General features: G+C 25.5%; 19 protein-coding genes and 1 pseudogene. 13 read left to right on the top strand and 7 right to left on the bottom strand.

The features are described 5' to 3' along the window. Positions 1-699 precede the first annotated feature (699 nt). The 5 genes from CRV09_RS00920 (at position 700) to gap (ending at position 7,268) form a co-directional block, all read left to right on the top strand. Positions 700-990 carry a YciI family protein gene (locus CRV09_RS00920; protein WP_136132261.1) on the top strand — a complete coding sequence of 97 codons (291 nt, stop codon included), beginning with the start codon at positions 700-702 and terminating at the stop codon, positions 988-990. A 371-nt stretch (positions 991-1,361) separates the two neighbouring features. Then, positions 1,362-2,738, top strand: coding sequence for a cardiolipin synthase (gene cls, locus CRV09_RS00925; RefSeq protein ID WP_241973702.1), 1,377 nt, complete (start codon positions 1,362-1,364; stop codon positions 2,736-2,738). A 442-nt stretch (positions 2,739-3,180) separates the two neighbouring features. Then, positions 3,181-3,987 carry an exodeoxyribonuclease III gene (gene xthA, locus CRV09_RS00930; RefSeq protein WP_136132263.1) on the top strand — a complete coding sequence of 269 codons (807 nt, stop codon included), beginning with the start codon at positions 3,181-3,183 and terminating at the stop codon, positions 3,985-3,987. A gap of 167 nt (positions 3,988-4,154) precedes the next feature. Continuing rightward, on the top strand, positions 4,155-6,014 hold the full coding sequence (gene sppA / locus CRV09_RS00935; RefSeq protein ID WP_136132264.1) for a signal peptide peptidase SppA: 1,860 nt from the start codon (positions 4,155-4,157) through the stop codon (positions 6,012-6,014). 252 nt (positions 6,015-6,266) lie between these two features. Continuing rightward, positions 6,267-7,268 (top strand): type I glyceraldehyde-3-phosphate dehydrogenase, encoded by a 1,002-nt coding sequence (gene gap, locus CRV09_RS00940; protein ID WP_136132265.1) that lies wholly within the window; start codon positions 6,267-6,269, stop codon positions 7,266-7,268. Between the two features lie 96 nt (positions 7,269-7,364). Here the strand turns inward: gap and alr are convergent, their stop codons facing one another. Next, a complete protein-coding gene (gene alr, locus CRV09_RS00945; protein WP_136132266.1) occupies positions 7,365-8,438 on the bottom strand; it encodes an alanine racemase in 1,074 nt (357 codons plus the stop codon). Positions 8,439-9,557: 1,119 nt separating this feature from the next. Between alr and minC the strand changes: the two genes are divergently transcribed. From minC to minE, 3 genes are read left to right on the top strand one after another with little or no spacing between them, the layout of a single operon-like run. Continuing rightward, complete coding sequence (gene minC / locus CRV09_RS00950; RefSeq protein ID WP_136132267.1) at positions 9,558-10,265, top strand: septum site-determining protein MinC; 708 nt, start codon at positions 9,558-9,560, stop codon at positions 10,263-10,265. Positions 10,266-10,280: 15 nt separating this feature from the next. Then, positions 10,281-11,093: a septum site-determining protein MinD gene (gene minD / locus CRV09_RS00955; RefSeq protein WP_136132268.1), complete on the top strand. Its 813-nt coding sequence runs from the start codon at positions 10,281-10,283 to the stop codon at positions 11,091-11,093. 3 nt (positions 11,094-11,096) lie between these two features. Then, positions 11,097-11,363 (top strand): cell division topological specificity factor MinE, encoded by a 267-nt coding sequence (gene minE / locus CRV09_RS00960; RefSeq protein WP_136132269.1) that lies wholly within the window; start codon positions 11,097-11,099, stop codon positions 11,361-11,363. 28 nt (positions 11,364-11,391) lie between these two features. Here minE and tsaB read toward each other — a convergent pair whose 3' ends face one another. Both tsaB and CRV09_RS00970 read right to left on the bottom strand, forming a co-directional pair. Next, positions 11,392-12,072 carry a tRNA (adenosine(37)-N6)-threonylcarbamoyltransferase complex dimerization subunit type 1 TsaB gene (gene tsaB, locus CRV09_RS00965; protein WP_136132270.1) on the bottom strand — a complete coding sequence of 227 codons (681 nt, stop codon included), beginning with the start codon at positions 12,070-12,072 and terminating at the stop codon, positions 11,392-11,394. Between the two features lie 464 nt (positions 12,073-12,536). Beyond that, a complete protein-coding gene (locus tag CRV09_RS00970) occupies positions 12,537-13,172 on the bottom strand; it encodes a TerC family protein (RefSeq protein ID WP_136132271.1) in 636 nt (211 codons plus the stop codon). 368 nt (positions 13,173-13,540) lie between these two features. Between CRV09_RS00970 and manX the strand changes: the two genes are divergently transcribed. From manX to CRV09_RS00985, 3 genes are read left to right on the top strand one after another with little or no spacing between them, the layout of a single operon-like run. Next, positions 13,541-14,503: a PTS mannose transporter subunit IIAB gene (gene manX, locus CRV09_RS00975; protein WP_136132272.1), complete on the top strand. Its 963-nt coding sequence runs from the start codon at positions 13,541-13,543 to the stop codon at positions 14,501-14,503. A gap of 60 nt (positions 14,504-14,563) precedes the next feature. After that, complete coding sequence (locus CRV09_RS00980; protein WP_136132273.1) at positions 14,564-15,373, top strand: PTS mannose/fructose/sorbose transporter subunit IIC; 810 nt, start codon at positions 14,564-14,566, stop codon at positions 15,371-15,373. A 22-nt stretch (positions 15,374-15,395) separates the two neighbouring features. Next, complete coding sequence (locus CRV09_RS00985) at positions 15,396-16,247, top strand: PTS mannose transporter subunit IID (RefSeq protein WP_136132404.1); 852 nt, start codon at positions 15,396-15,398, stop codon at positions 16,245-16,247. A 79-nt stretch (positions 16,248-16,326) separates the two neighbouring features. On the opposite strand, the gene htpX is transcribed toward CRV09_RS00985, so the two are convergent. Further along, the gene (gene htpX, locus CRV09_RS00990) at positions 16,327-17,229 is read right to left on the bottom strand and encodes a protease HtpX (RefSeq protein ID WP_136132274.1); all 903 of its coding nucleotides are present in this window, start codon (positions 17,227-17,229) and stop codon (positions 16,327-16,329) included. A 465-nt stretch (positions 17,230-17,694) separates the two neighbouring features. Then, positions 17,695-19,764: a S9 family peptidase gene (locus tag CRV09_RS00995; RefSeq protein ID WP_136132275.1), complete on the bottom strand. Its 2,070-nt coding sequence runs from the start codon at positions 19,762-19,764 to the stop codon at positions 17,695-17,697. A 197-nt stretch (positions 19,765-19,961) separates the two neighbouring features. Here CRV09_RS00995 and pyk point away from each other — a divergent pair, with 197 nt between their 5' ends. After that, a complete protein-coding gene (gene pyk, locus CRV09_RS01000; RefSeq protein WP_136132276.1) occupies positions 19,962-21,404 on the top strand; it encodes a pyruvate kinase in 1,443 nt (480 codons plus the stop codon). A gap of 151 nt (positions 21,405-21,555) precedes the next feature. Here pyk and CRV09_RS03635 read toward each other — a convergent pair. Together CRV09_RS03635 and znuA are read right to left on the bottom strand one after the other, a co-directional pair. Then, positions 21,556-21,990, bottom strand: a pseudogene (locus tag CRV09_RS03635) (peptidoglycan DD-metalloendopeptidase family protein); the annotation flags it as partial. Between the two features lie 386 nt (positions 21,991-22,376). Continuing rightward, positions 22,377-23,333 carry a zinc ABC transporter substrate-binding protein ZnuA gene (gene znuA, locus CRV09_RS01010; protein WP_136132278.1) on the bottom strand — a complete coding sequence of 319 codons (957 nt, stop codon included), beginning with the start codon at positions 23,331-23,333 and terminating at the stop codon, positions 22,377-22,379. Between the two features lie 69 nt (positions 23,334-23,402). Between znuA and znuC the strand changes: the two genes are divergently transcribed. Beyond that, on the top strand, positions 23,403-24,140 hold the full coding sequence (znuC, locus tag CRV09_RS01015; RefSeq protein WP_136132279.1) for a zinc ABC transporter ATP-binding protein ZnuC: 738 nt from the start codon (positions 23,403-23,405) through the stop codon (positions 24,138-24,140). Positions 24,141-24,147 lie beyond the last annotated feature (7 nt).

The raw sequence follows: 24,147 nt of genomic DNA on the forward strand, positions 1-24,147 counted from the left end.
ACAATCTTATAATTTTATTTTTTATAGTTCAAATTAATCTTTTAACTTTATTTTTTCAGGAATATTATTGATGTTTCTGTTTTTAATATTTCTAATAATATTGGTAAATGATATAATTGAAATTATTGCTTCTATGAAAAGTAGTATATATATCTTCTTAAATAATTGCTTTATGGTTGTTAATTAAAATTATATTTATAATGATTTTTTCTTTAAAAAAACAGCATTTACAATCAATATTATTTATTTATATAGGTTTTAATGTATATAGGTTTTATATATTGTTAAACAAGTAATATAATATTTTATTAATTACATTACGTTAAATACTCATATTAAACCTATTATTAATTATTTTTTAAGATAAATCTAAAAGCAAGCAGGATAAAATGTAATATTATTTTTTCACATATAAATAAATTTTTTAATATTATTTAAATAAAACTAAATTAAATAAATTCTATACTTGTAAAATAATTTTTAGATAACATATTTTAATTAGGAAATATTCTATGGTTTTAATATGACAATATATAAAATATTAACAGTAATTTTAATCATTAAAACATAAAATAAATAGATTTTATTAAAAAGTAAATTATATTAAATATTTTTATATAAATTACGATTGGATTTATCGATTAGTAATGCATAAATTAATCACCTTAAATAAAAAAAGATAATATAGAGGTTTTATTAGTGTTTTATATAATTTATTTAGAACATGATACTTTTTTGTCAAAGAAGAAAAAAAACCTTAAGCAAATCCATGCATCACGTGTTAAATTTTTACAAAAAGAAGGTAGACTTATTATTTATGGTTATATGCCTGCTGTAGATAGTAATGATCCTGGCATGTCAGGCTTTACTGGCTTAACAATTATTGCTGAATTTTATTCATTAGATGATGTTCAGCTTTGGGTTGAAGAAGATCCATATATAAATGATTGTAATAAACTAATTATAAAACCATTTAAGATAATTTTTTAATTAATATTATTTGTTAAAAATAAAAAATCATTAAATATAAAATAGTTTTTTATAAATGATAAATATCATTATCTAATAATGATAAATATCATTATCTAATAATGATAAATATCATTATCTAATATTCATTAATATATTATATAATTTAATTAAAATTGTAATTAAATTACTGATATAAAGCATAAAATTAATCAATAATTGGTTCGTATTTTACCATATTAATATTTATTAACGATAAATATTTGTAATATTAAAGCACTAAAATACTAATAATAGGATATTTAATTAATGATTAATTTTCATAATACGATAGATTTTTTTTTCTGTTTGTTTATTGGTTATTAGTAGCTAATATTACTTTACGAATATTAATGAAACGTCGAGCTGTTAATTCATCGATGGCTTGGCTGTTGGCCATCTATGTTCTCCCAGTAATAGGTATGATTATTTACTTATCTTTTGGAGAATTATATCTTGAAAAAAGTCGTATTAACAGAACACGTTCAATATGGACACATACAAATAATCTTATTAACAAACTTACACAACAAAAAAAAATTTTTGCAACAACATATAGTAATGTTGCACATTCATTATTTAAGTTATGTACTAAAAGACAAGGTATTCCTGCAGTTAAAGGTAATAAATTAAAATTAATAAATAATCCTGTCGATATTATGCGATCATTGATTAATGATATAAAGATAGCACGTCATAACATTGAAATGATATTTTACATATGGCATCCAGGTGGATTAGCTGATGAAGTTGCTGAATCATTAATCAAAGCAGCCTGTCGTGGAGTAAAATGTAGATTAATATTAGATTCTGCTGGAAGTATATCATTTTTCCGTAGTAACTGGGTAAAAAAAATGCGTAGTTCTGGAATTGAAGTAATAGAAGCACTAAAAATTAATTTATTACAATTTTTTTTGCGTCGCATAGATTTACGTCAACATCGCAAGCTCGTATTGATTGATAGTTATACAGCTTATATTGGTAGCATGAATCTAGTAGATCCTGTATTTTTTAAACAAAATATTGGCGTTGGTCATTGGGTAGACTTAATGGTACGTATAGAAGGTCCTATTTCCACAATAATTGGAATGATCTTTAATTGTGATTGGGAAATTGAAACAGGAAATAGTATTTTACCAATATATGAAAAGAAAGGGATACAAAAGATAAGAGAAAAAAATGTTTGTACTGCTCAGATAGTAGCTTCTGGTCCTACCTTTCCAAAAGGTATAATGCATCAAGCACTTTTAACAACTATATACTCCGCACGTGAACATTTAATTATGACAACACCTTATTTTGTTCCTAGTGAGGATTTATTACATGCACTTTGTACTGCAGCATTAAGGGGGGTAGATGTTGATATTGTTATTCCACTTCACAATGATTCTTTATTAGTAACTTGGGCAAGTCGTGCATTTTTTAGTGAATTATTAGAAGCAGGAGTAAATATTTATCAATTCGAAGGAGGATTATTACATACAAAAAGTATATTAGTAGATGGACAATTAACTTTATTAGGTACTTTTAATCTAGATATGCGTAGTTTATGGCTGAATTTTGAAATTACTTTAATTGTAGATAATTCTAGTTTTAGCAATAACTTAGCTTCTTTACAATATGATTATATTTCAAATTCTCGTTTATTGGACAGAGAAACTTGGTCAAAACGTTCATTTTGGCAAAAACTTTTAGAAATGATATTTTATTTATTTAGTCCTTTATTATAAATATTAAAAAATAATCCAAAATATTATATATTTTATCGTAAAAGAGATTGATTAATAGATATTATTCCCAATCTATTAAAAATCACAAAACCTAAAAATGATAACGATAATTAACTTTATTAAAGTTCTTTAAAATTTCAATATTTATAATTGAATATTATGTTTTATAATAAACATAATTAATTTAGTTTCATCAATTAGATACTAGTTTAATACTAAGTACTAATTAATATAGTACATTTATTTATATAATATTATAGCCAAATATTATTAAATTTAATATCAAAAAATCCTTATTTGAGTTATTATAATCTGAAATGTTTAATTTTACATTAATTTATTTCAATAAATCCTTTCTAATTATTTGAATAAGTATATTTTAAAGTAAATTAAATAAAACTATAATTAGTTAATTCAAATTAACTACTGTACATAAACTATTATGAAATTAATATCATTTAATATTAATGGTTTGAGAGCTAGAATACATCAGCTTAAAGAACTAATAATATTACATAAACCTGATATAATAGGTTTACAGGAAACTAAAGTAGAAGATTCTATGTTTCCTATTAAAGATCTATCTAACTTAGGATATGAAATTTTTTATCATGGTCAAAAAAGACATTATGGAGTTGCATTATTAACAAAAATAAGCCCAATCGCTGTATATAAAGGTTTACCTACTGACAATACAAATGCTGAACGTAGGTTAATTATAGTGGAAATTCCTAGTCCTATTGGAAATATTTTTGTAATAAACGGTTATTTTCCTCAAGGAGAAAATCGAAAACACATTGTAAAATTTCCTGCAAAAAGAAAATTTTTTAGTGATCTTAAAGATTATTTAACAAAACAATTAGTATTTAACAAACTTATTTTAATAATGGGTGACATGAATGTTGCCAGTACGGATCTTGATATTGGAATAGGAGATGAAAATATAAAAAAATGGTTACAAATTGGGAAATGCGCATTTCTTCCTGAAGAACGTGAATGGATTAAAAATTTATTTGACCTTGGCTTAATTGATATTTGGCGAAAACAAAACCCAAAAATTAATAATTGTTTTTCTTGGTTTGATTATAGGTCAAAAGGTTTCTATGATAATCGTGGATTACGCATTGATTTATTATTATCAACTAAAATACTAGCAAGTTATTGTATTGCATCAGGAATTGATTATAACATACGCAGTATGAATAAATCTTCCGATCATGCACCCGTTTGGTCTAAATTTCAATTTTAAATAATTATTATAACCTATTACTTTTATTATTAAATAATTATTTAATATTAATTGTTAATTATTAAAAAATTAAATATTTAATTTTAAAAATGAAACCAAATTTATAAATTGTTAAATAATTAATTTCAGGCTATTTATTTCTACTATATTTAAAAACGGAGACGTTTATGAAAAGATTATGGCGAATAATCGCTGGTATATTTAAATCTATATGGCTTGTATTGAATTTTATTAGAGTATTCATACTCAATTGTTTCGTACTAATTGCGATAATGTTTTGTTCTACATTTATATTACATTTAACTAATCATTCGCATAATTTTCCTGTAATAAACAAAGGAGCATTGAAACTAGATCTAAAAGGAATATTAGTAGATAAAATGTCTGTTAATAGCTACATAAATAAAATTGAAAATAAAGTATTGGGTAAAATCGATAAAAAATTTAATGTATATCAAAATTTAATATTTGATGTAGTAAATTTAATACGTCAAGCTAAAGATGATAGCAATATTACAGGAATTGTATTAGATTTACATGATTTTCAAGGAGGAGATCAGATTTCATTACAATACATTGGTAAAACGTTACGTGAATTTCGTTTAAGTGGTAAGCCTATTTATGCTATAGGTAATAATTATAATCAAGCACAATATTATCTTTCTAGTTTTGCTAATGAAATTTATCTTTCCCCTTTAGGAGCAGTAGATTTGAAAGGTTTTGCAACTAATGAATTATACTATAATCAGTTATTAACAAAATTAAAAATTAATTCACACGTATTTAGAATAGGTAATTATAAATCAGCTGTTGAACCTTTATTATTAGATAAAATGTCAGATCAAATTAGAACAATGGATAGTCATTGGCTTAATCAACTGTGGAAAAGTTATTTAGATACAGTTTCTTCTAATCGAAAAATCAAACCGAAAAAATTATTTCCAGGTGCATCAAAGATTATTGAAAAATTAAAGAAAGAACAAGGCGATACTGCAAAATATGCCTTTAATAATAAACTAGTTGATCATATTGCTTCTATTCCAGTAGCGGAAAAAGATTTGATAAATAAATTTGGTTTGGATACAAACACCAGTAGTTATTTTAACACTAGTATCTATAATTACAAACCCAAAACAAATGAAATAATAAATCAAAAATTAGGTAACATTGCAGTTATCATGGTAAATGGTGCTATTTCAAATAATAATAAAGCTAATTCAGATAATATTGTTAGCAATAACATTATTGAACATATAAGAAATGCAAGATTGAATCCTAATATTAAATCTGTTGTTTTATATGTAAATAGCCCAGGGGGAAGCGTAGTAGCTTCAGAAGCGATTCGTCAAGAATTATTAGCTTTGCATGAAGCAAAAAAACCTATCGTTGTTTCCATGGGTAGTGTAGCAGCATCTGGTGGTTATTGGATATCTACTGCTGCTGATTGTATAATAGCAAACCCAAATACAATAACAGGATCTATTGGTATCTTTGGTGCAATTAATACCATCGAAAGAAGCTTAGATTCAATTGGAATACATGCTGATGGTGTTAGCACCTCTCCACTAGCTAAAATATTTAGCACACAGAAATTACCGAAAGAAGTTGAACAAATAATGCAAATGAGTGTAAATAATGGTTACAATAAATTTGTTGATCTAGTTGCAAAATCTCGGAAGAAAACTTTTGAACAAATTGATAACATTGCACAAGGTCGTGTATGGACAGGTATTGATGCAAAACAAAATGGTTTAGTAGATTCTTTAGGTGATTTTGACGATGCAGTAAAAAAAGCACAAGAATTAGCAAAAATTACCACTCCGAAATTAGTGTGGTATAACGATGATTCCACATTAATTGATACCTTAGTTAAGGCTTTTGGGTCTAATAAATTTTTTGATTTATTAAATAATTTGCTTAACTTAAATTTCGGAATTTTGAAAAACGAATTTATTTTAACAGATGATCTTAACGATCCTCAAAATAGATATGCTTTTTGTTTGGATTGTAATAATCTACAAAAGTAATTAATTTTGATAAAAATTTATTAAATCAATTTTAATTAAAAGCTGAACTATAATTTTTTATTGATCCTGTGTCTTACCTTTTAAGGATGATGTACACTAGCAATAATTAATTATCTAATTTATTAATTAGAAAATAGTTCAGTTTCATAGATTAAATAATTACAATTAATTCCTTTATTTTCCTTGACGTTAATTAATATTTCTGTACATTTACAGAAATATTAATTTCTTAAAATAAAAATTATTAAAAATATGATAACTAGAATAAGTATTAATGGATTTGGCAGAATTGGACGTATGGTTCTTCGTGCAGCTCAATATCGTACTGATATTAAAGTTGTTGCTATTAATGATTTAGTAAATGCTGATTATATGTCATATATGCTAAAATATGATTCCATTCATGGTCCATTTGATGGAACAGTAAATATAAAAAAAAATAAATTAATAGTTAACAATCAAGACATTATTATAATGTCTGAGCAAGATCCAATTAATTTAAGATGGAATGAGATAGGAGTAGATATAGTAATTGAAGCTACAGGTGTTTTTTTAACTTCAGAAGATGCAAACAAACATATAATTGCTGGTGCAAAAAAAGTCGTATTGACTGGACCTTCTAAAGATAATACTCCAATGTTTGTTCGAGGGGTTAATTTTGAAAAATATAAAGGACAAAATATAGTTTCCAATGCTTCATGCACTACCAACTGTTTAGCCCCATTAGCAAAAGTTGTTAACGATCGTTTTGGCATTGTTGAAGGTTTAATGACGACTATTCATGCAGCTACTGCAACTCAAAAAACTGTTGATAGTCCATCTCAAAAGGATTGGCGAGGCGGTAGAAGTGTATTTCAAAATATTATTCCATCTACAACGGGTGCTGCAAAAGCTGTTGGGAAAGTTCTCCCGGAATTAGAAGGTAAATTAACAGGCATGTCTTTTCGTGTTCCTATTTCAAATGTATCTGTTGTTGACTTAACTGTTAGACTAGATAAAACTGCGTCTTATAATGATATATGTGATGAAATTAAACTTGCTTCAGAAGGACAAATGAAAGATATAATAGGTTATACAGAAGATGATGTTGTTTCAAGCGATTTTAATGGTAATACCTTGACTTGTATATTTGATATTAGAGCTGGTATAGCTTTAAATAAAAATTTTGTAAAGTTAATTGCATGGTATGATAATGAAATTGGATATTCAAATAAAGTTTTAGATTTAACTTCATTAATTGCTGATAACAATTAAAAAACTAAAGATTATTAAAAAAGATAATCTAATAAAAAAATTTTATAACTCAACATAAATTATGTGTTATAAATTTTTATCAAAACAGTATTTTAATTATATAACTCTTATAGGCACACGAGATGTAAGAGAACACATTAATTCATAACCTATAGTTCCAGCTGATTTTGCTACTTGATCAATTTTTATGTGATTACCCCATAATTCTACATTAGAACCAATATCTGCTTGTGGGCAGTATGTTAAATCTACAGTCATCATATCCATTGACACAGTACCTAATAATTGTGTTATTTTATTGTCTACCAATAAAGGAGTACCTGTTGGTGCATGGCGTGGATAACCGTCTGCATAACCACATGCAACTATTCCAATAAGTTTTGGTTTTTGAGTTTGGTAATTGCAACCATAACCTATACTATCACCTATTTTCAATTTTTGAATGGCAATAATTTTACTTGATAAGGTCATCACTGGTTGTAAATTAGTATTAGATATGTCTACCCAATTTCCACTTGGTGATGCTCCGTAAAGTAATATACCAACACGAACCCAATCATAATGAACTTCAGGATGCCATAAAACACAAGCTGAATTAGATATAGAACAAGAGCAATTTAATCCTATAATTAATTTCTGAATATTTTTAAATGAATGAATAATTTCATTACGATTACCTGCATTACCGAAATGCATCATTAACGTTACATCATAAACATTCTTAAGTGAAATTAATTTTTTCCATATTTTCTGGATTGACTTGAAATCAAAGCCTAATCTATTCATTCCACTGTTTATTTTTAAGTAAATTCTTATAGGATTATTTAATGGTAAAAAATTCTCTAATGCTGTTATTTGCCATTGACTATGTATGGTAGTTGTTAAACAATAACGGTCAATGAGATACAAATCATTTGGATGAAAAAAACCTTCTAACAATAGTATTGGTTTTTTCCAGCCAAGTTCACGCAATAATATAGCTTCATCTATACTTAATAAGGCAAAACCGTCTGTATCTGACAGACTAAAGCAGATATTATTTATACCATGACCATATGCATTAGCTTTTACTACTGACCAAATTTTTGATTTTGGAGATAAATTTTTAACAACTGATAAATTATGTTTTAATGCTTTTTGGTTAATAGTAGCGATAATTGGACGAGACATAAAATTTATTTTTATTAAAATCAATCAAAGCTAATTATTAAATTTTTTATTTTTTTGATTAACATAATCTTATAATATAAAAACTTCATTGTAAAATAATTATTATGATTATTTATAGTTTTTTTAATAAGAATGTAAATTAAAGTAAAGTTTAGTCTATAAGATATACTATCATTAGTTCAATGATATTGTCTTAAATAAAAGAAAGTAAATTTTACTTAACGAAGTATTAAAACAATTAAATTGTGTAATCATATCATAAAATATAAAAATTTTTTAAAAAGATATTCAATTTAAGATAATTAATTGATATTAATCATAAATTTTATTTTTATGTATTTTTATATACAAAATCATATGAAATATAATTTTTATACCTTTAATAATAATTCTATTGATATATTTTATATATAAAAAATATTTATTTATAATAGTAAAATTATTGAACATAAGAGAAGGAAACATAAATAAAACAATATTTGGTGTTTTTTTAAATTTATTCATTTGTACAAAATTTAGTATAATTTTCAATTATATTTAGTACTATTTTGAATGGCACAAGTATTTTTTATAATTTATTAGATGGTAAGAAGTTAATATAGAATTTGCTATAACTTTATTTTTATCGTTAATATTTGACTAAATTGCTTGAACGATTACTTAATAAATATTTAAAATGATTTAAACTAATAGAAGTAATTAAGGTTATTTTTCCCATAATTTTACTCTTTTTAGTTATTTTTGATATATTAATTATATTATAACTTTTTATGATATAATTATATATAGTTCTTGATTAAGATTATCAGAACTTACCTTAAATGAATAATAATTAGTAATTAGTCTTTATTTTGGAATAAATACTAATATACTTATAAGATATTATAAGTATGATATTGTGTTTTTTGTCTTATAGATTAGTTGAAAATAATTACATTACGCTATCTATTTTTTTTATAAATAGATAATGTAGTTTATATATTATAATTAGTTTATTTAAATAAAATATTCAGTTGTTTTTATTAAGATTAATGTTTTTGAGATTAGAATAATAGAAATAGTCATTAATATATTTATTTACTATAAAAATTATGAAATAAAGTAGAGAGTTGGTTATAGATGTCACAATTTCCAATAAAATTTAAAGGCAGTAGTTTTACATTATTTGTGGTGTATCTATATAATCATGAACCTGAAATAGTTTGTAAGGCAATTCAAAGTAAACTTAAGCAAGTTCCTTGTTTCCCCAAAAATATGCCTATAGTTCTAAATATTGAAGCTTTAAACCAGGAAGTAAATTGGGAGAAAATGAAGCAAGCTATATTAGCTACAGGTCTTTATATCGTAGGTATCATTGGTTGTAAACATATTGCCTTAAAAAAGGTAATGGCAGATATTGGATTACCTATTCTTAAAGAAATTAAAAAACAGCATCACGTTAATCATAATGAATTTAAAACAAATAAATTTAAATCTATCTTCAATGAAGAATTATATAACAAAACACTTATTATTAAAATACCAGTAAGATCTGGACAACAGATTTATTCACGTAATGCAGATTTAGTCATAACAGGAAACGTTAGCGCAGGAGCAGAATTAATATCTGATGGTAATATTCATATATATGGTATTATGCGTGGCAAAGCTTTAGCAGGTGCTAGTGGCAATCATGATTGCCAGATTTTCTGTAGCAGTTTAGCAGCTGAATTAATTTCAATTGCTGGAAAATATTGGGTAATGGATCAAATACCAAAGAGCTTTTATTATAAATCAGCATGTTTGTATCTAAAAGACGGCGTGCTTACTATTCAAAAACTTAATTAGGTAATATTTTTATTTATGGCACATATCATTGTTGTTACATCAGGAAAAGGAGGTGTCGGTAAGACCACATCAAGTGCAGCTATTGCTACTGGCTTAGCTAAAAGAGGAAAGAAAACAGTAGTTATAGATTTTGATATTGGGTTACGTAACCTTGATTTAGCTATGGGATGTGAACGTCGCGTAGTCTATGATTTGATTAATGTTATTCAAGGTGATATTAATTTAAATCAAGCTTTAATTAAAGATAAAAGAATTGAAATGCTATATATTTTACCAGCTTCTCAAACACGTGATAAAGAATCACTAACTCTTATAGGAGTAGAGAAAACCTTAGATGAACTAATTAATATGAAATTTGATTTCATTATATGTGATTCACCAGCAGGTATTGAAACTGGTGCTTTAATATCAATCTACTTCGCAGATGAGGCAATTATTACAACTAATCCAGAAATATCATCAGTTCGTGATTCAGACCGCATCCTTGGTATTATTGCTTCAAAGTCAAGACGTGCTGTAAGTAATCTTGAACCTATAAAAGAACATTTATTATTGACACGTTATAATCCTATTCGTGTTAAGAATGGAGATATGCTCAGTATGGAAGATGTAATAGAAATTTTACGTATTCCTGTTATAGGCGTTATTCCAGAAGATCAATCAGTATTACGTGCTTCAAATAAGGGGGAACCAGTTATTTTAAATAATAAATCTAATGCCGGTAAAGCGTACTCAGATACAGTTGAAAGAATACTTGGTGAATCGGTTCCTTTTCGTTTTATCAAGGAAGAGAAAAAAGGATTTTTTAGACGCTTATTTAGAGGATAAATTATGTCTCTAATTAATTTCTTTTTACCTAAAAAAAAATATACTGCTTCTATAGCAAAAGAGAGGTTGCAGATTATAGTAGCAGAACGCAGAAAAAACAGTAGTATAAATAATATGATGCATCTTCAGGATCTTAAAAAGGATATTTTGGAAATTGTTTGTAGATACGTTCAAATTGATCCTAAAACGGTTATAATTACATTAGATAAAAAAGAAAATGATATTTCTATTCTAGAGCTTAATGTAACTATACCAGATACAAAGAAATAGAATTATTTATATATTTAGAAATAATTTATTATTTTATAACCTTATCACGTAAATAAACAGGATTTATGTTTTCTATCTTAACAAAATTTCCTTTCTTTATTGCTATTTTTGCTAGTGGTAACATATCTTCTGCCAAAGGTAATTTAACAACACAAGGGTTAAGATATAATTTATTTTCTTGATAGAGTTCAGGATATACTTCCCAACCGTTACCAGCTATACTCCATTTTTGATCTAAAACCCTTATACGTTCTAATATATCTTTAGGTGGTAAAACAATCTCTTTTTCACTCATTAACCACTGGTTACTCTCATCTAAACTATATTTAGCCCAATAAATTTCACCCATACGAGCATCAATAGCTGTTAACACACTCATAGCACCTTGAGTTCTCCATGCTCCTTGAGCTAAAGTTTCTAATGTAGAAATACCAAGCATTATTATAGGTCTAAAAAATGCTAAGCCTTGCGCTACACCAATTCCTATGCGAATACCAGTAAAACTTCCCGGACCAATGCTGAATGCTATAGCATTAATATCAATTAATTCAATATTATTAGATTGAAGTAGTTCATTTATTAATGATAAAATATGATTGGAACTATTTTGCTTGATAATTTTATATTTGGTATAAATTTTATCTTTGTCTAATAACGCTACTGAACAAGCTTCAGTTGCAGTATTGAATGCTAAAATTCTTATGGACATTTATTAAATAATCCTAATGTTTATAAATTGCTAAAATTTTTTATTTTAAATATTAAAAATAATTTTATGTTTATTCAATGAGTAATAACTAATATACATTTATTTCAATGATAACATGAAATTCATAATAATGAAGTTAATTTGTTTCAATGATTTACAGCATTATTATTTTTATATTTACAAATATAAAATCATTTTTACATAATATCCTTATGATTATTCAAAAAAATGCATACTACATTCAGGTTTTGAAAAATTAATAGTTTTATAATTTATATTATTAACTAATACTAAGATATCTATTAGTATTAATTTTGATATATATCACAAAATAATTATTAACTTTAGTAGTTAAAGAAAGTAATACTTTAAATTAAAATTCCCTATGTATAAATTAATTTTAAATACAATTTGCAATCAATTTAACTAAAATTAAACACATAACATAGGACATATATTTATTGTTAATAACATAAAAAATTAAATCCTTCTACTACTAGTGATAATCCAATTATCAACAAGAAACCCAGACATAATATAGCTATATTAGGATATAAATTAATAAAATCAGTTATTGATTTTGATGCTATAAACATGATAAACATTGCAATTATAACAGCTATTATCATTAAATATAAATTATTTACCATACCTATTGCAGTGATTATTGAATCAAAAGAAAATATTGTGTTTAAAAAAATAATTTGTAAAATAATAACCCAAAAACTGCTGTATATTTTTTCAATTGAAGTTTTATTATGTTTAGTATTAAATAATCTATTATACAATTCAATTATAGCCTTAAATATTAAGAATAGACCTCCTATTATGAAAATTAAATTACTTATAGAAATATTAAAATTATTTATTTTCAATAAAAATCTATTTAACTTTATTAACCAAGAAATTAAAATAGTTAATAATAAACGTATCATTAATGCTAATGATAAACCGATTAATCTTGCTTTATCACGTTGTTTAGTCGGTAAATTATTAGTGAGTATTGCAATAAAAACTAAGTTATCAATCCCAAGTATAATTTCTAATAATATAAGAACTAATAAACTTACCCAAATAGATGAATTAAAAATGATCCCCATTATAAACTCTTAGTTAAGAGATAAATTAAATAACGTATTTCAATTAAAGAAAATAAATTAACAAAGCTAAAAAATTGTTAATAATTAATATCTTTATAATTAGAATTTCTGTTAAAAATATTAAGTTTGATATTTAAATTAAATTTATAAGTTATATATTTATTTATTAGTTAAAAATTTAATGTTTAAATTTTACATTATATACTAAAATAATCGATAATTGTTTCTCTCTAAATTTATTATTTTTATTGTTAATATTAAAACGTATCATTAGTAATGATGATTTACTATTATTAATTTAGTTAAATTTATTAAATCATATTATTTACATATAATAAATATTTTACATGACTAATGGGAGGAAAAATATGACTGTTGCAGTCATAATTAGCACACATGGTTGTGCAGCAGAACAATTACTTAAAACGACAGAAATGATTTTAGGAAAACAAAAAAATATTGATTTTGTTGAATTTTCAACAGGAGAAAATACAGAAACACTCATTGAAAAATATAATAACAAGATTAAAAATCTTAATGTTTCCAAAGGTATATTATTCTTAATTGATATGTGGGGTGGTAGTCCATTTAATGCAGCTAGCAGGATGATTTTTGAAAAAAAAAATCAAGATATAATTGTTGGAGTTAATATTCCTATATTAATAGAAATTTTAATGAAACGAGAAGAAAATATTAGTTTTAATGAATTAGTATCTATTGCAGTTAAAAGTGGAAAAGAAAGTATAAGATCATTTCAAGATCAAACACAAAAAAACAAATCTAATACTTTAAAACCCATAATTATTAAATCTCAACAAACTGCATCAAATGAAAAAATGAAAATAATTTTAGCTCGAATAGATGATCGTCTTATTCATGGTCAAATAACTACTAGATGGACAAAAGAAACTAATGTAGACAGAATAATTATAGTTAATGATGAAATATCAAAAGATGAGGTGCGGAAACTTTTATTAAAGCAGTCCACTCCACCTGGCATTACTGCTCACATTATAAGTATAGATAAAATGATACGTGTATGGAATAATCCTAAATATAAAGAAGATCGGGCAATGTTATTATTTACTAACCCAACTGATGTATTTAGAGTTGTTGAACAAGGAGTAAATATCAAGAGCGTCAATATTGGTGGAATGGCATTTAAAAAAGGTAAAATACAAATAAGTAAGGCAGTATCATTAGATGAATTAGATATTATTGCTTTTCGTAAATTACATAAACTTAACATTGAGTTAGAAATAAGAAAAATATCAAATGATCCAAAAGTAAAAATTATAGATTTAATTAATAATATAAATAATATTCAATAATCATTTATTTATACTTATATTTATAATAAGAACAATTATTATCTTAATGAGAACAAAAAAATGACAGAAATGAGTTTACTACAAATTTTATTAATATTTGTAGTTTCATGCATAGCTGGTATGGGATCAGTTCTTGATGAATTTCAATTCCATAGGCCACTAGTTGCTTGTACTTTAATAGGTGCTGTATTAGGTGATATAAAAACGGGCGTTATTATAGGCGGAACTTTAGAAATGATTGCTTTAGGTTGGATGAACATCGGTGCTGCTATTGCACCTGATGCTGCTCTTGCTTCAATTATTTCAACTATTTTAGTAATTTCTGGAGGTCAAAGTAAAGGAGCTGGTATAGCATTAGCTATTCCATTAGCTGCTGCAGGACAAGTTCTAACTATTATAATACGTACTATCACAGTAGCATTTCAACATGCAGCTGATAGATCGGCAAATAAAGGTAATTTAAACGCTGTCTCATGGATACATATTCTTGCTTTATTATTGCAAGGAATACGTGTAGCAATTCCAGTATTAATAATTGCTATTTCAGTTAATGTAAGTGCTGTTCGTAATTTGTTCGATTCAATACCACAAGTTGTAACAAATGGTTTAAATATTGCTGGTGGAATGATAGTAGTAGTTGGTTATGCTATGATCATCAATATGATGCGGACTGGATACTTAATGCCTTTTTTCTACCTTGGTTTTGTTACTGCTGCTTTTACTAATTTTAATTTAATAGCGTTAGGTATACTTGGAACAATCATGGCAGTATTATATATACAAGTTAGTCCTAAGTATAATAAGAATCTAGCTATCTTACCTCAAAATGATAATTTAACAACTGATAAATTAGATAATGAACTTGATTAAAAAATATATGAGAGCTAATAATATGACAGGTACAGATATTATAAAAAAAGAAAAAAAACTAACCATCAGCGATTTACGTGCTGTATTTATAAGATCTAATATATTTCAGGGTTCCTGGAATTTCGAACGTATGCAAGCACTTGGTTTTTGTTTTTCTATGTTACCAGTAATTCGTCGGTTATATCCAAAAAATGATCAATATCGTAAACAAGCAATAAAACGTCAATTAGAATTTTTTAACACACATCCTTTTATGGCTGCTCCTATTTTAGGTGTTACAGCAGCAATGGAAGAACAACGGGCAAATGGTGCAAAAATAGATGATGGAGCTATTAATAGCATAAAAGTTGGTTTAATGGGTCCATTAGCTGGTGTAGGAGATCCTATTTTTTGGGGTACTATTCGTCCAATATTTGCAGCATTAGGTGCTGGAATAGCAATGAACGGAAGTCTGTTAGGTCCATTATTATTTTTCGTATTATTTAATATAACACGTCTTGCTATACGTTATTATGGTGTAATTTACGGATATAAAAAAGGAATAAATATTGTTAATGATATGGGAAATGATTTTTTACAAAAATTAACTGAAGGAGCATCAATTCTTGGTTTATTCGTTATGGGTGCTTTAGTTAATAAATGGACTCATGTTAATATTCCAATTGTAATATCTCGTATTACTGATCAATTTGGAAAACTTAAAATAACCACAGTTCAATCTGTTTTAGATCAACTAATGCCTGGCATGGTACCTCTTTTGCTTACTTTTTTTTGTATGTGGTTGTTAAATCGCAATATAAATCCACAATGGATTATTGTTGGATTTTTTATACTTGGTATATTCGGTTATTGGATGCAATTATTAGGATTATAAATAAAATAATTGGGAGCTTTAGCTCCCTTCATTATTATCAATTATCACTATAATTTTGTATTGATATATTCTAAATATTTTATTTAATAGTTGATTTAAAATATTGTTTTCGTAAAGCATCAATTCTTTGGTCTAATGGGGGGTGTGACATAAATAATTCAAACCAAGAATTTCTTTTTCCATGAATACAGAATGTTATTATATTATTTGGTTCATTTGGTTCCTTACTAGTTTTTAAACGTTCTAAAGCAGCAATCATTTTTTCTGCTCCTACTAGTTTAGCAGCACCTGCATCTGCATGAAATTCACGCCGTCTCGAAAACCACATGGCAACTATGCTTGCAAATGTGCCTAATATATTCATTAATGCGGAAGAAATAGTAGAGTTTAATGCTGTTAGATGTTTATTATTTTCATGATTTTTAATATTTGAGAAAAAGATATTTGCTATTATTGTAGATATTACTGTGGCAATAATACTAGCAAAAAATACTACAAAAGTATTTAAAACCCCTTGTATTAAAGTCATCATGACCATATCGCCGTTATCAATATGTGATATTTCATGAGCTAATACTGCTTCTACTTCACTGTTATTCATATTCTGTAATAAACCACTCGAAACAGCTACCAGAGATTGATTCCTTTTAGAACCAGTAGCGAAAGCATTTATATCATTTGCTGGATAAATAACAACTTTTGGCATTTTAACACCAACCATATTAACTTGGTTTTGAATAGTATTAACTAACCAATGTTCATATTCGTTACTTGGTTTTTCTATTATTCTCCCATTTACAGAACGTATAGCAATCCATTGTGATAAAAAAAGCGAAGCAAAAGAACCACCAAAACCAATACAACATGCACTAAACATCATCTTAGCTACATTATGTGAATACATCCCAGTTATAACAAGAAAAAATCCAATCAATAACATTATCATAAGGTTGGTGGTTATGAAAACAGCAGTACGTATCATAATTTTATTTTTCCTTTATTCTTAATCTTAAGAATAATTAATTAAAAGAATTTAATCATACAATTATTTAATATTTATTAATTAAATTTAAACATTTAAATTTATAATTTTTTTTTTTATAAATATTCTTTTATTTTATAAATAAATTATGTTATTTAAAAATTAATTATATTATTAAATGAAAATATTAATTTTTATAAAATTACTTAGATATACTAATTATTAATAAATATTTTAAATATTAAATTAATTAATCATAGTAATTGTTTTACATTTTTTATTGGTTATAGATTTTACAATAATTATTTTCATTATAAGTATTATCTTATAAGTTTTTTAATAATCAAAACAATATCTTAATTATTAAAAATCATCAATTTAATTAATAAAAAAGTAAACTATTAAAATAATTTAATAAAGCAAAAATAATTATAAAATAAAATATATAATTAATAATTGATAACCTTAAAGATTAAAACAAGGTAATTTTTTTGTTGCCAATGAAATTAGAAAAGTAAATTCCATAGCTGTATCTTCGTATCTTTTATATCTTCCTAACTTCCCTAAATGACCAGAATCCATGTCTATATGTAGTAATAATAGATTTTTATCGGTTTTTAATTCTCTCAATTTTGCCACCCATTTCGTTGGTTCCCAATATTGTACTTGAGAGTCATACAAACCAGCAGTAACAAAGATATGTGGATAATCTTTAGCTTCAATATTATCATAAGGACTATATTTTTTCATATATTGATAATAATTAATATCTTCAGGGTTTCCCCACTCATCATACTCTATAACAGTCAAAGGCATAAATTTATCAGACATAGTTGTTATTACATCAACAAAAGGTACTTGTGCTATTACGCCATGAAAAAGCCTAGGTGCTAAGTTAATTACAGCTGCTATCAATAAACCTCCAGCACTTCCACCTATTGCATATAATTTATTAGGATTACCTATACCGGAGTTTACTAAAGAGGTAGTTACATCAATAAAATCTGTAAATGTATTTATTTTATTAAATAATTTTCCATAATCATGCCATTTTTTACCTAATTCTCCACCTCCTCGTATATGAGCTAATATGTAAATAAATCCTCGATCTAAAAGACTTAAACGACTTATAGAAAATTCAGTTTCTATATTATTGCCATATGCACCATAACCATATACTAACACTGGATTTTCATTTAACCTATAATATTTACGATTATAAACCAAAGACACTGGAACTTTAGAACCATCTCTAACCTTAATAAAACGATATTCACTTTTATAATCATTTGAATTAAAATTATTGATAATAGTTTTTTTTATTATACGTCTATCATGAGTATCCAGATTGATTTCAAATATAGTATTAGGTATAGTCATTGAAGAATAGCCATAATGTAATTTATTACCAGATGGATTAGAATTATATTCTAACCAAACTGTATAACTAGAATCGTCTAAAGATACATTGATAATATTTTCTCTATTTTGTTTTTTATTCCATCCAATTTGACGTAAACTTAATAATCCATTTTTTCTTTCTTTTATTACTATCCAATCACGAAACAATTGAAAATTTTCTAATATTGAATTATTATTTGCACTTATTAAAGGTTTCCAATGAGATTCTTGCAGTTTTTTTGTATAATAGAGATTAAAATTTTCTATATCACGATTAGAACAAATAACAAATTTATCATTATAATGATCTAAACTATATTTATGGTAATTTCTCCTGGCTAAAAACAATTGAGGTTCTTTATTAATACAGTAAATATCTATTATTTTAATTTCGCTAGAAATAGCATTTCTAATACATATTAGTATAAACTTTTCTGAAGTTGTTTTGCATATAGATAAATGATACGAGTCGTCTTTTTCTTCATATATTAACTTATCTTCTGACTGCAATGTACCTAATTCATGACACCATACTTGATAAGATCTTAAGGTATCTGGATGATTTTTTATATAAAATAAAATTTTTGAGTCTTTATCCCACTCTATATTTTCAGAAGTATTATTTAACTCCTCTGGATACCAATAATTATTATTTATATTAAAAAAGCTAATACTATATTGAAAACGAGAAACAAAATCTTCGGATATAGCAATTAAACAATTATTTGGACTTATAATTAATGAACCTAAAGAATAAAAATTACTATTCATTGCTCTTTGATTACTATCAAGTATTAAAGTCCACGTATTCTCTTTTTCTGTAACAAGCCGCCGGTAGAACTTAGGATATTCGAGACCATTTTCATAACGACTTTGATACAAATATATATCCTTGATATAAGGAACAGAATAATCATCATTAGGCAAACGATTAACTATTTCTTTTAGCAAAAGATCGTTTAAATCTTTTTGAGATGACATAATATTTTTTGTATAATCATTTTCAGTTTGTAAACACTTGATAACATTAGAGTTATTACGTTTATCATCACGTAGCCAGTAATAATTATCGATATATTGATCACCATGCAATAATCTTTTATGGGGAATCTTTTTTATAAAGGGTTTTTTCATAATTTTATATTTCAATTTTTATATGCAATATATTTTTATTTATAGTTATATTTTACTTTAAAAAAATATATTAATGTAGCAAACTATAAATTAATATAAAAATAAACATATTTATTTTTTTGTATTTTAAGATATGTTTAATAAATATTAATTTTAACCTATTCTAGGTTAGATTATATAAATCAGAGGTTCTATTTATGTTTAATCGTTTAAGAAGAACTAAAATTGTTACAACTCTCGGTCCCACTACGGATCAAGAAAATAATTTAGAAAAAATTATTATTGCAGGAGCTAATGTAATGAGACTGAATTTTTCTCATGATACATTAAACAATCATAAATTACGTGCTAAAAGAGTGCGTGAAATTGCAAACAGACTTGGTTATCATATAGCAATATTAGGCGATTTACAAGGTCCTAAAATTAGGATATCTACATTTAGAGAGAATAAGATATTTCTTGAAGTTGGAGATGACTTTTTATTAGATTCTAGCTTAGATAAAAATGAAGGTGATGAAAAACAAGTTGGTATTGACTATAAAAAATTACCTAAAGATGTAGTTTATGGAGATGTTCTTTTATTGGACGATGGAAGAATACAATTAAAGGTAATTAAAGTTGAATATACTAAAATATTTACTAAAGTTTTAATTGGAGGTTATCTCTCAAATAATAAAGGTATTAATAAATTACATGGAGGTTTATCAGCAGAAGCTATAACTGAAAAGGACAAATTGGATATTATAACTGCTGCTAAAATTGACGTAGATTACTTAGCTATATCTTTTCCAAGATGTGGTAAAGATATGGATAATGCTCGTTATTTAGCTCGTAAGCTAGGTTGTAAAGCCAAGTTAGTTGCTAAAATTGAACGTGCAGAAATAGTAACAAATCAAAAATCTATGGATGATATTATCATAGCATCGGATGCCGTAATGATAGCTCGTGGTGATTTAGGTATAGAAATAGGTGATGCAGAATTAGTTGGAGTTCAGAAAAATTTAATAAGACGTGCACGTCAATTAAATAGAATAGTTATAACTGCAACTCAAATGATGGAGTCAATGATTAATAATCCTATGCCTACCCGTGCAGAAGTTATGGATATTGCAAATGCTGTGCTAGATGGAACAGATGCAGTAATGCTTTCAGCCGAAACAGCAATTGGTAAATATCCTAAAGAAGCTGTATCAACAATGGCTAAAGTATGCTTAGGAGCTGAAAAAGTGCCTAGTGTTAATGTATCAAAACACAGACTAGATGTGCAATTTGATAATATAGAAGAAGCTATTGCTATGTCTGCTATGTATGCTGCCAATCATTTACAAGGTGTTACAGCAATCATAACTATGACAGAATCAGGACGTACTCCTCTAATAACTTCACGGATCACTTCTGGTTTACCAATTTTTGCGATGTCACGTCATCAGAACACTTTAAATTTAACTTCTTTATATCGAGGTGTTACGCCAATATTTTTTAATAGTAATAGAGAAGGAGTTTTTGCTGCTTATGATGCTATAAATCTATTAAAGGATAAAAAATATCTAGCATTAGGTGATCTTGTAATTGTCACACAAGGAGATATCATGGGTACGACTGGCACTACGAATACAAACCGTATTTTATGCGTTATATAATTTAAATATATAAATATTAAAAATATTGAAGTGATGAATTAGAAAATAAAATAGCTAAAAACTTATTTTTTTTGATAAGTATATTTATAAAGTTAAATGATTATTTCTTAATGTTCTTCTTTATATGATTTTTTTTAATTTCACCAATCGATAAATATACTTTTAATGGATCAATTGCTTTATTATTAATCCAAATTTCAAAATGCAAATGAGGTCCGGTGGATCGGCCAGTATTACCGGATAAACCAATTTTTTCTCCACGTTGTACTTTTTGTCCTACTTTAACCAATATCTTGTTCATATGCATATAACGGGTAATATATCCATAATTATGTAAAATTGCAATATAATTTCCTGCTCCAATACTATCGTTTTTTACTACTATAACTTTACCTTTATCAACTGCAAATATCGGAGTGTCTATTGGTAAAGCGAAATCAACACCTTTATGTGGAGTTATATGTCCAGTTACTGGATTTAAACGTCTTAAATTAAAATTAGATGAAACTCTTAGTTTTTTCTTTTTTGTTAATAAACTAACAAAACTCTTTAACAAAATAGAATTTTTATTTTTATCTAATTTTTTATTTTTTATATTAATGTAATTTTTTTTTTTAATTTTAACATGATGATCTATAACTAATACTGTTTCATTAATATTCTTATTTAATGCAACATGACATAAATGTACTGATTTTTTTAAATTTTTATTAAGATTTATATTACTATTTACAAAATTAATATTTGTATTAATAGGTAAATTAATTTTTTGTTTACTGTAAAATTTGGATAATAATATATAGCTATTATTATCTAAATTTATCCAATTATTGATTTGAGACAAATTATGTTCATTAAAATAATCCATTTTAATATTAACAAATATAATTGTTGATAATAATATTAAAGAATAAATAGATATTGATAAATAACTAAATTTATATATGATAGATGGTATAATTTTTCTCTTCATTATTGCTTTTTATTCCTATCGCTATCTTTTAATAAACAATTTTTATATTGATTAGATAATTGCAAAAGAAATTTTAAATAACTATCCTTTGATAATCTTATGTCACTTCCTAGTGGATCTAAAACACCCTTATTTATTTTTACATCTTTAGTTATACTATCGATAACAGCTGGTTTGAATTGCGGTTCTGAAAAGACACAAACAACTTTTTTTTCTTTTAATTTTTTTTTTATTTCATATAAATGTTTAACACCAGGTTGAATGTCGGGATTTATAGTAAAGTATCCCAGAGGGGCTAATCCATAATGTTTTTCAAAATAAACATAAGCATCATGAAAAACAAAATATCCTTTATCCTTAATTGGCCTAAGTTGCTTCATAATTTGATTATCTATATTATCTAGTGATTTCTTAAATTTTTCTAAGTTGTTATTTAATATAATTTTATTTTCCGGCATAAGTTTTAATAATTTTTCATGAATAGCAATTGCAATAGTTTTAGCTATATCAGGAGAAGTCCAAAAATGCATATTATATTGTTTATTACTTAAATTTGTATTAATATCTTTATTACATTTATTTATTATATTATAATTATAATTATCTTTTTTTATTTGAATAAAGAATCTTTTTATTCCTTGTATTTGTGGAATAACAATAATTTTATTATTTGGGATATTATTTACTGATTTAGCCATAAATGGTTCTATTTCAGCTCCGTTCCAAATTAATAAATTTGTATCTTTTAATTTTTTTTCATCTGATGGGCGTAACATATAACTATGTTCCGATGCACCATCTGGAACGATAACATCGATAGGCATAATATTACCAATAATAGCCGCTGCAATAAATCCAATAGGTTTAATGGATACAACTACGTTTGCATATATAGATAATACAATCAGGTTAGATAAAACCAAATTAATTAATAGAATAAATATTTTTTTAGTCATAAGTAATTTTATTTAAAATAAAAAATTTTATTATACAATATTAATACTTTTTAGTTAACATATTATAAAATGACTATACTAGTAAAACTTAAAAATGTATCAATTATATATGATAATAGATCTATATTAAATAATATTAATATTTCATTAAAATCAAACAAAATTTTAACGTTGATCGGCCCTAATGGAGCAGGAAAATCTACATTAGTATATGTAATATTAGATCTATTAATTCCATCTTCCGGTGAAATTAGTAGACTTTCAGGATTGAAAATTGGATATGTTCCTCAGAAATTATATATAGACCTAACTTTACCAATTACAGTTAAAAGATTTATGAAACTATCTTACAACAGTACTGATAATGAAATATCATTAGCACTTAATAAAGTTAACGCTTCTCATTTATTGAATTATCAAATACAAAATTTATCTGGAGGAGAAATTCAACGTGTTTTAGTATCTAGATCGATGCTTAATAAACCACAATTATTAGTTTTAGATGAACCAACACAAGGAATGGATGTACAAGGTCAAATTGCGATGTACGATTTAATAGATCAGTTAAGATATGAATTTCATTGCGGAGTTTTAATGGTTTCTCATGATCTACATTTAGTAATGTCAAAAACTGATGAAGTTATATGTCTTAACAAACATATTTGCTGCTCTGGTAGTTCAGAATCAGTATCAAAACATCCAGAATTTATATCAATGTTTGGTTTACATGATATCCAACAACTAGCTCTTTATCGTCATCATCATAGCAATTGCTGTAACATTCACAAAAATGATCTAAAAAAATAATAAAGGT

Origin of the sequence: Candidatus Pantoea edessiphila, assembly GCF_002933345.1 — a bacterium.
In the GTDB taxonomy this organism is placed as follows: Bacteria; Pseudomonadota; Gammaproteobacteria; order Enterobacterales; family Enterobacteriaceae; genus Pantoea_C.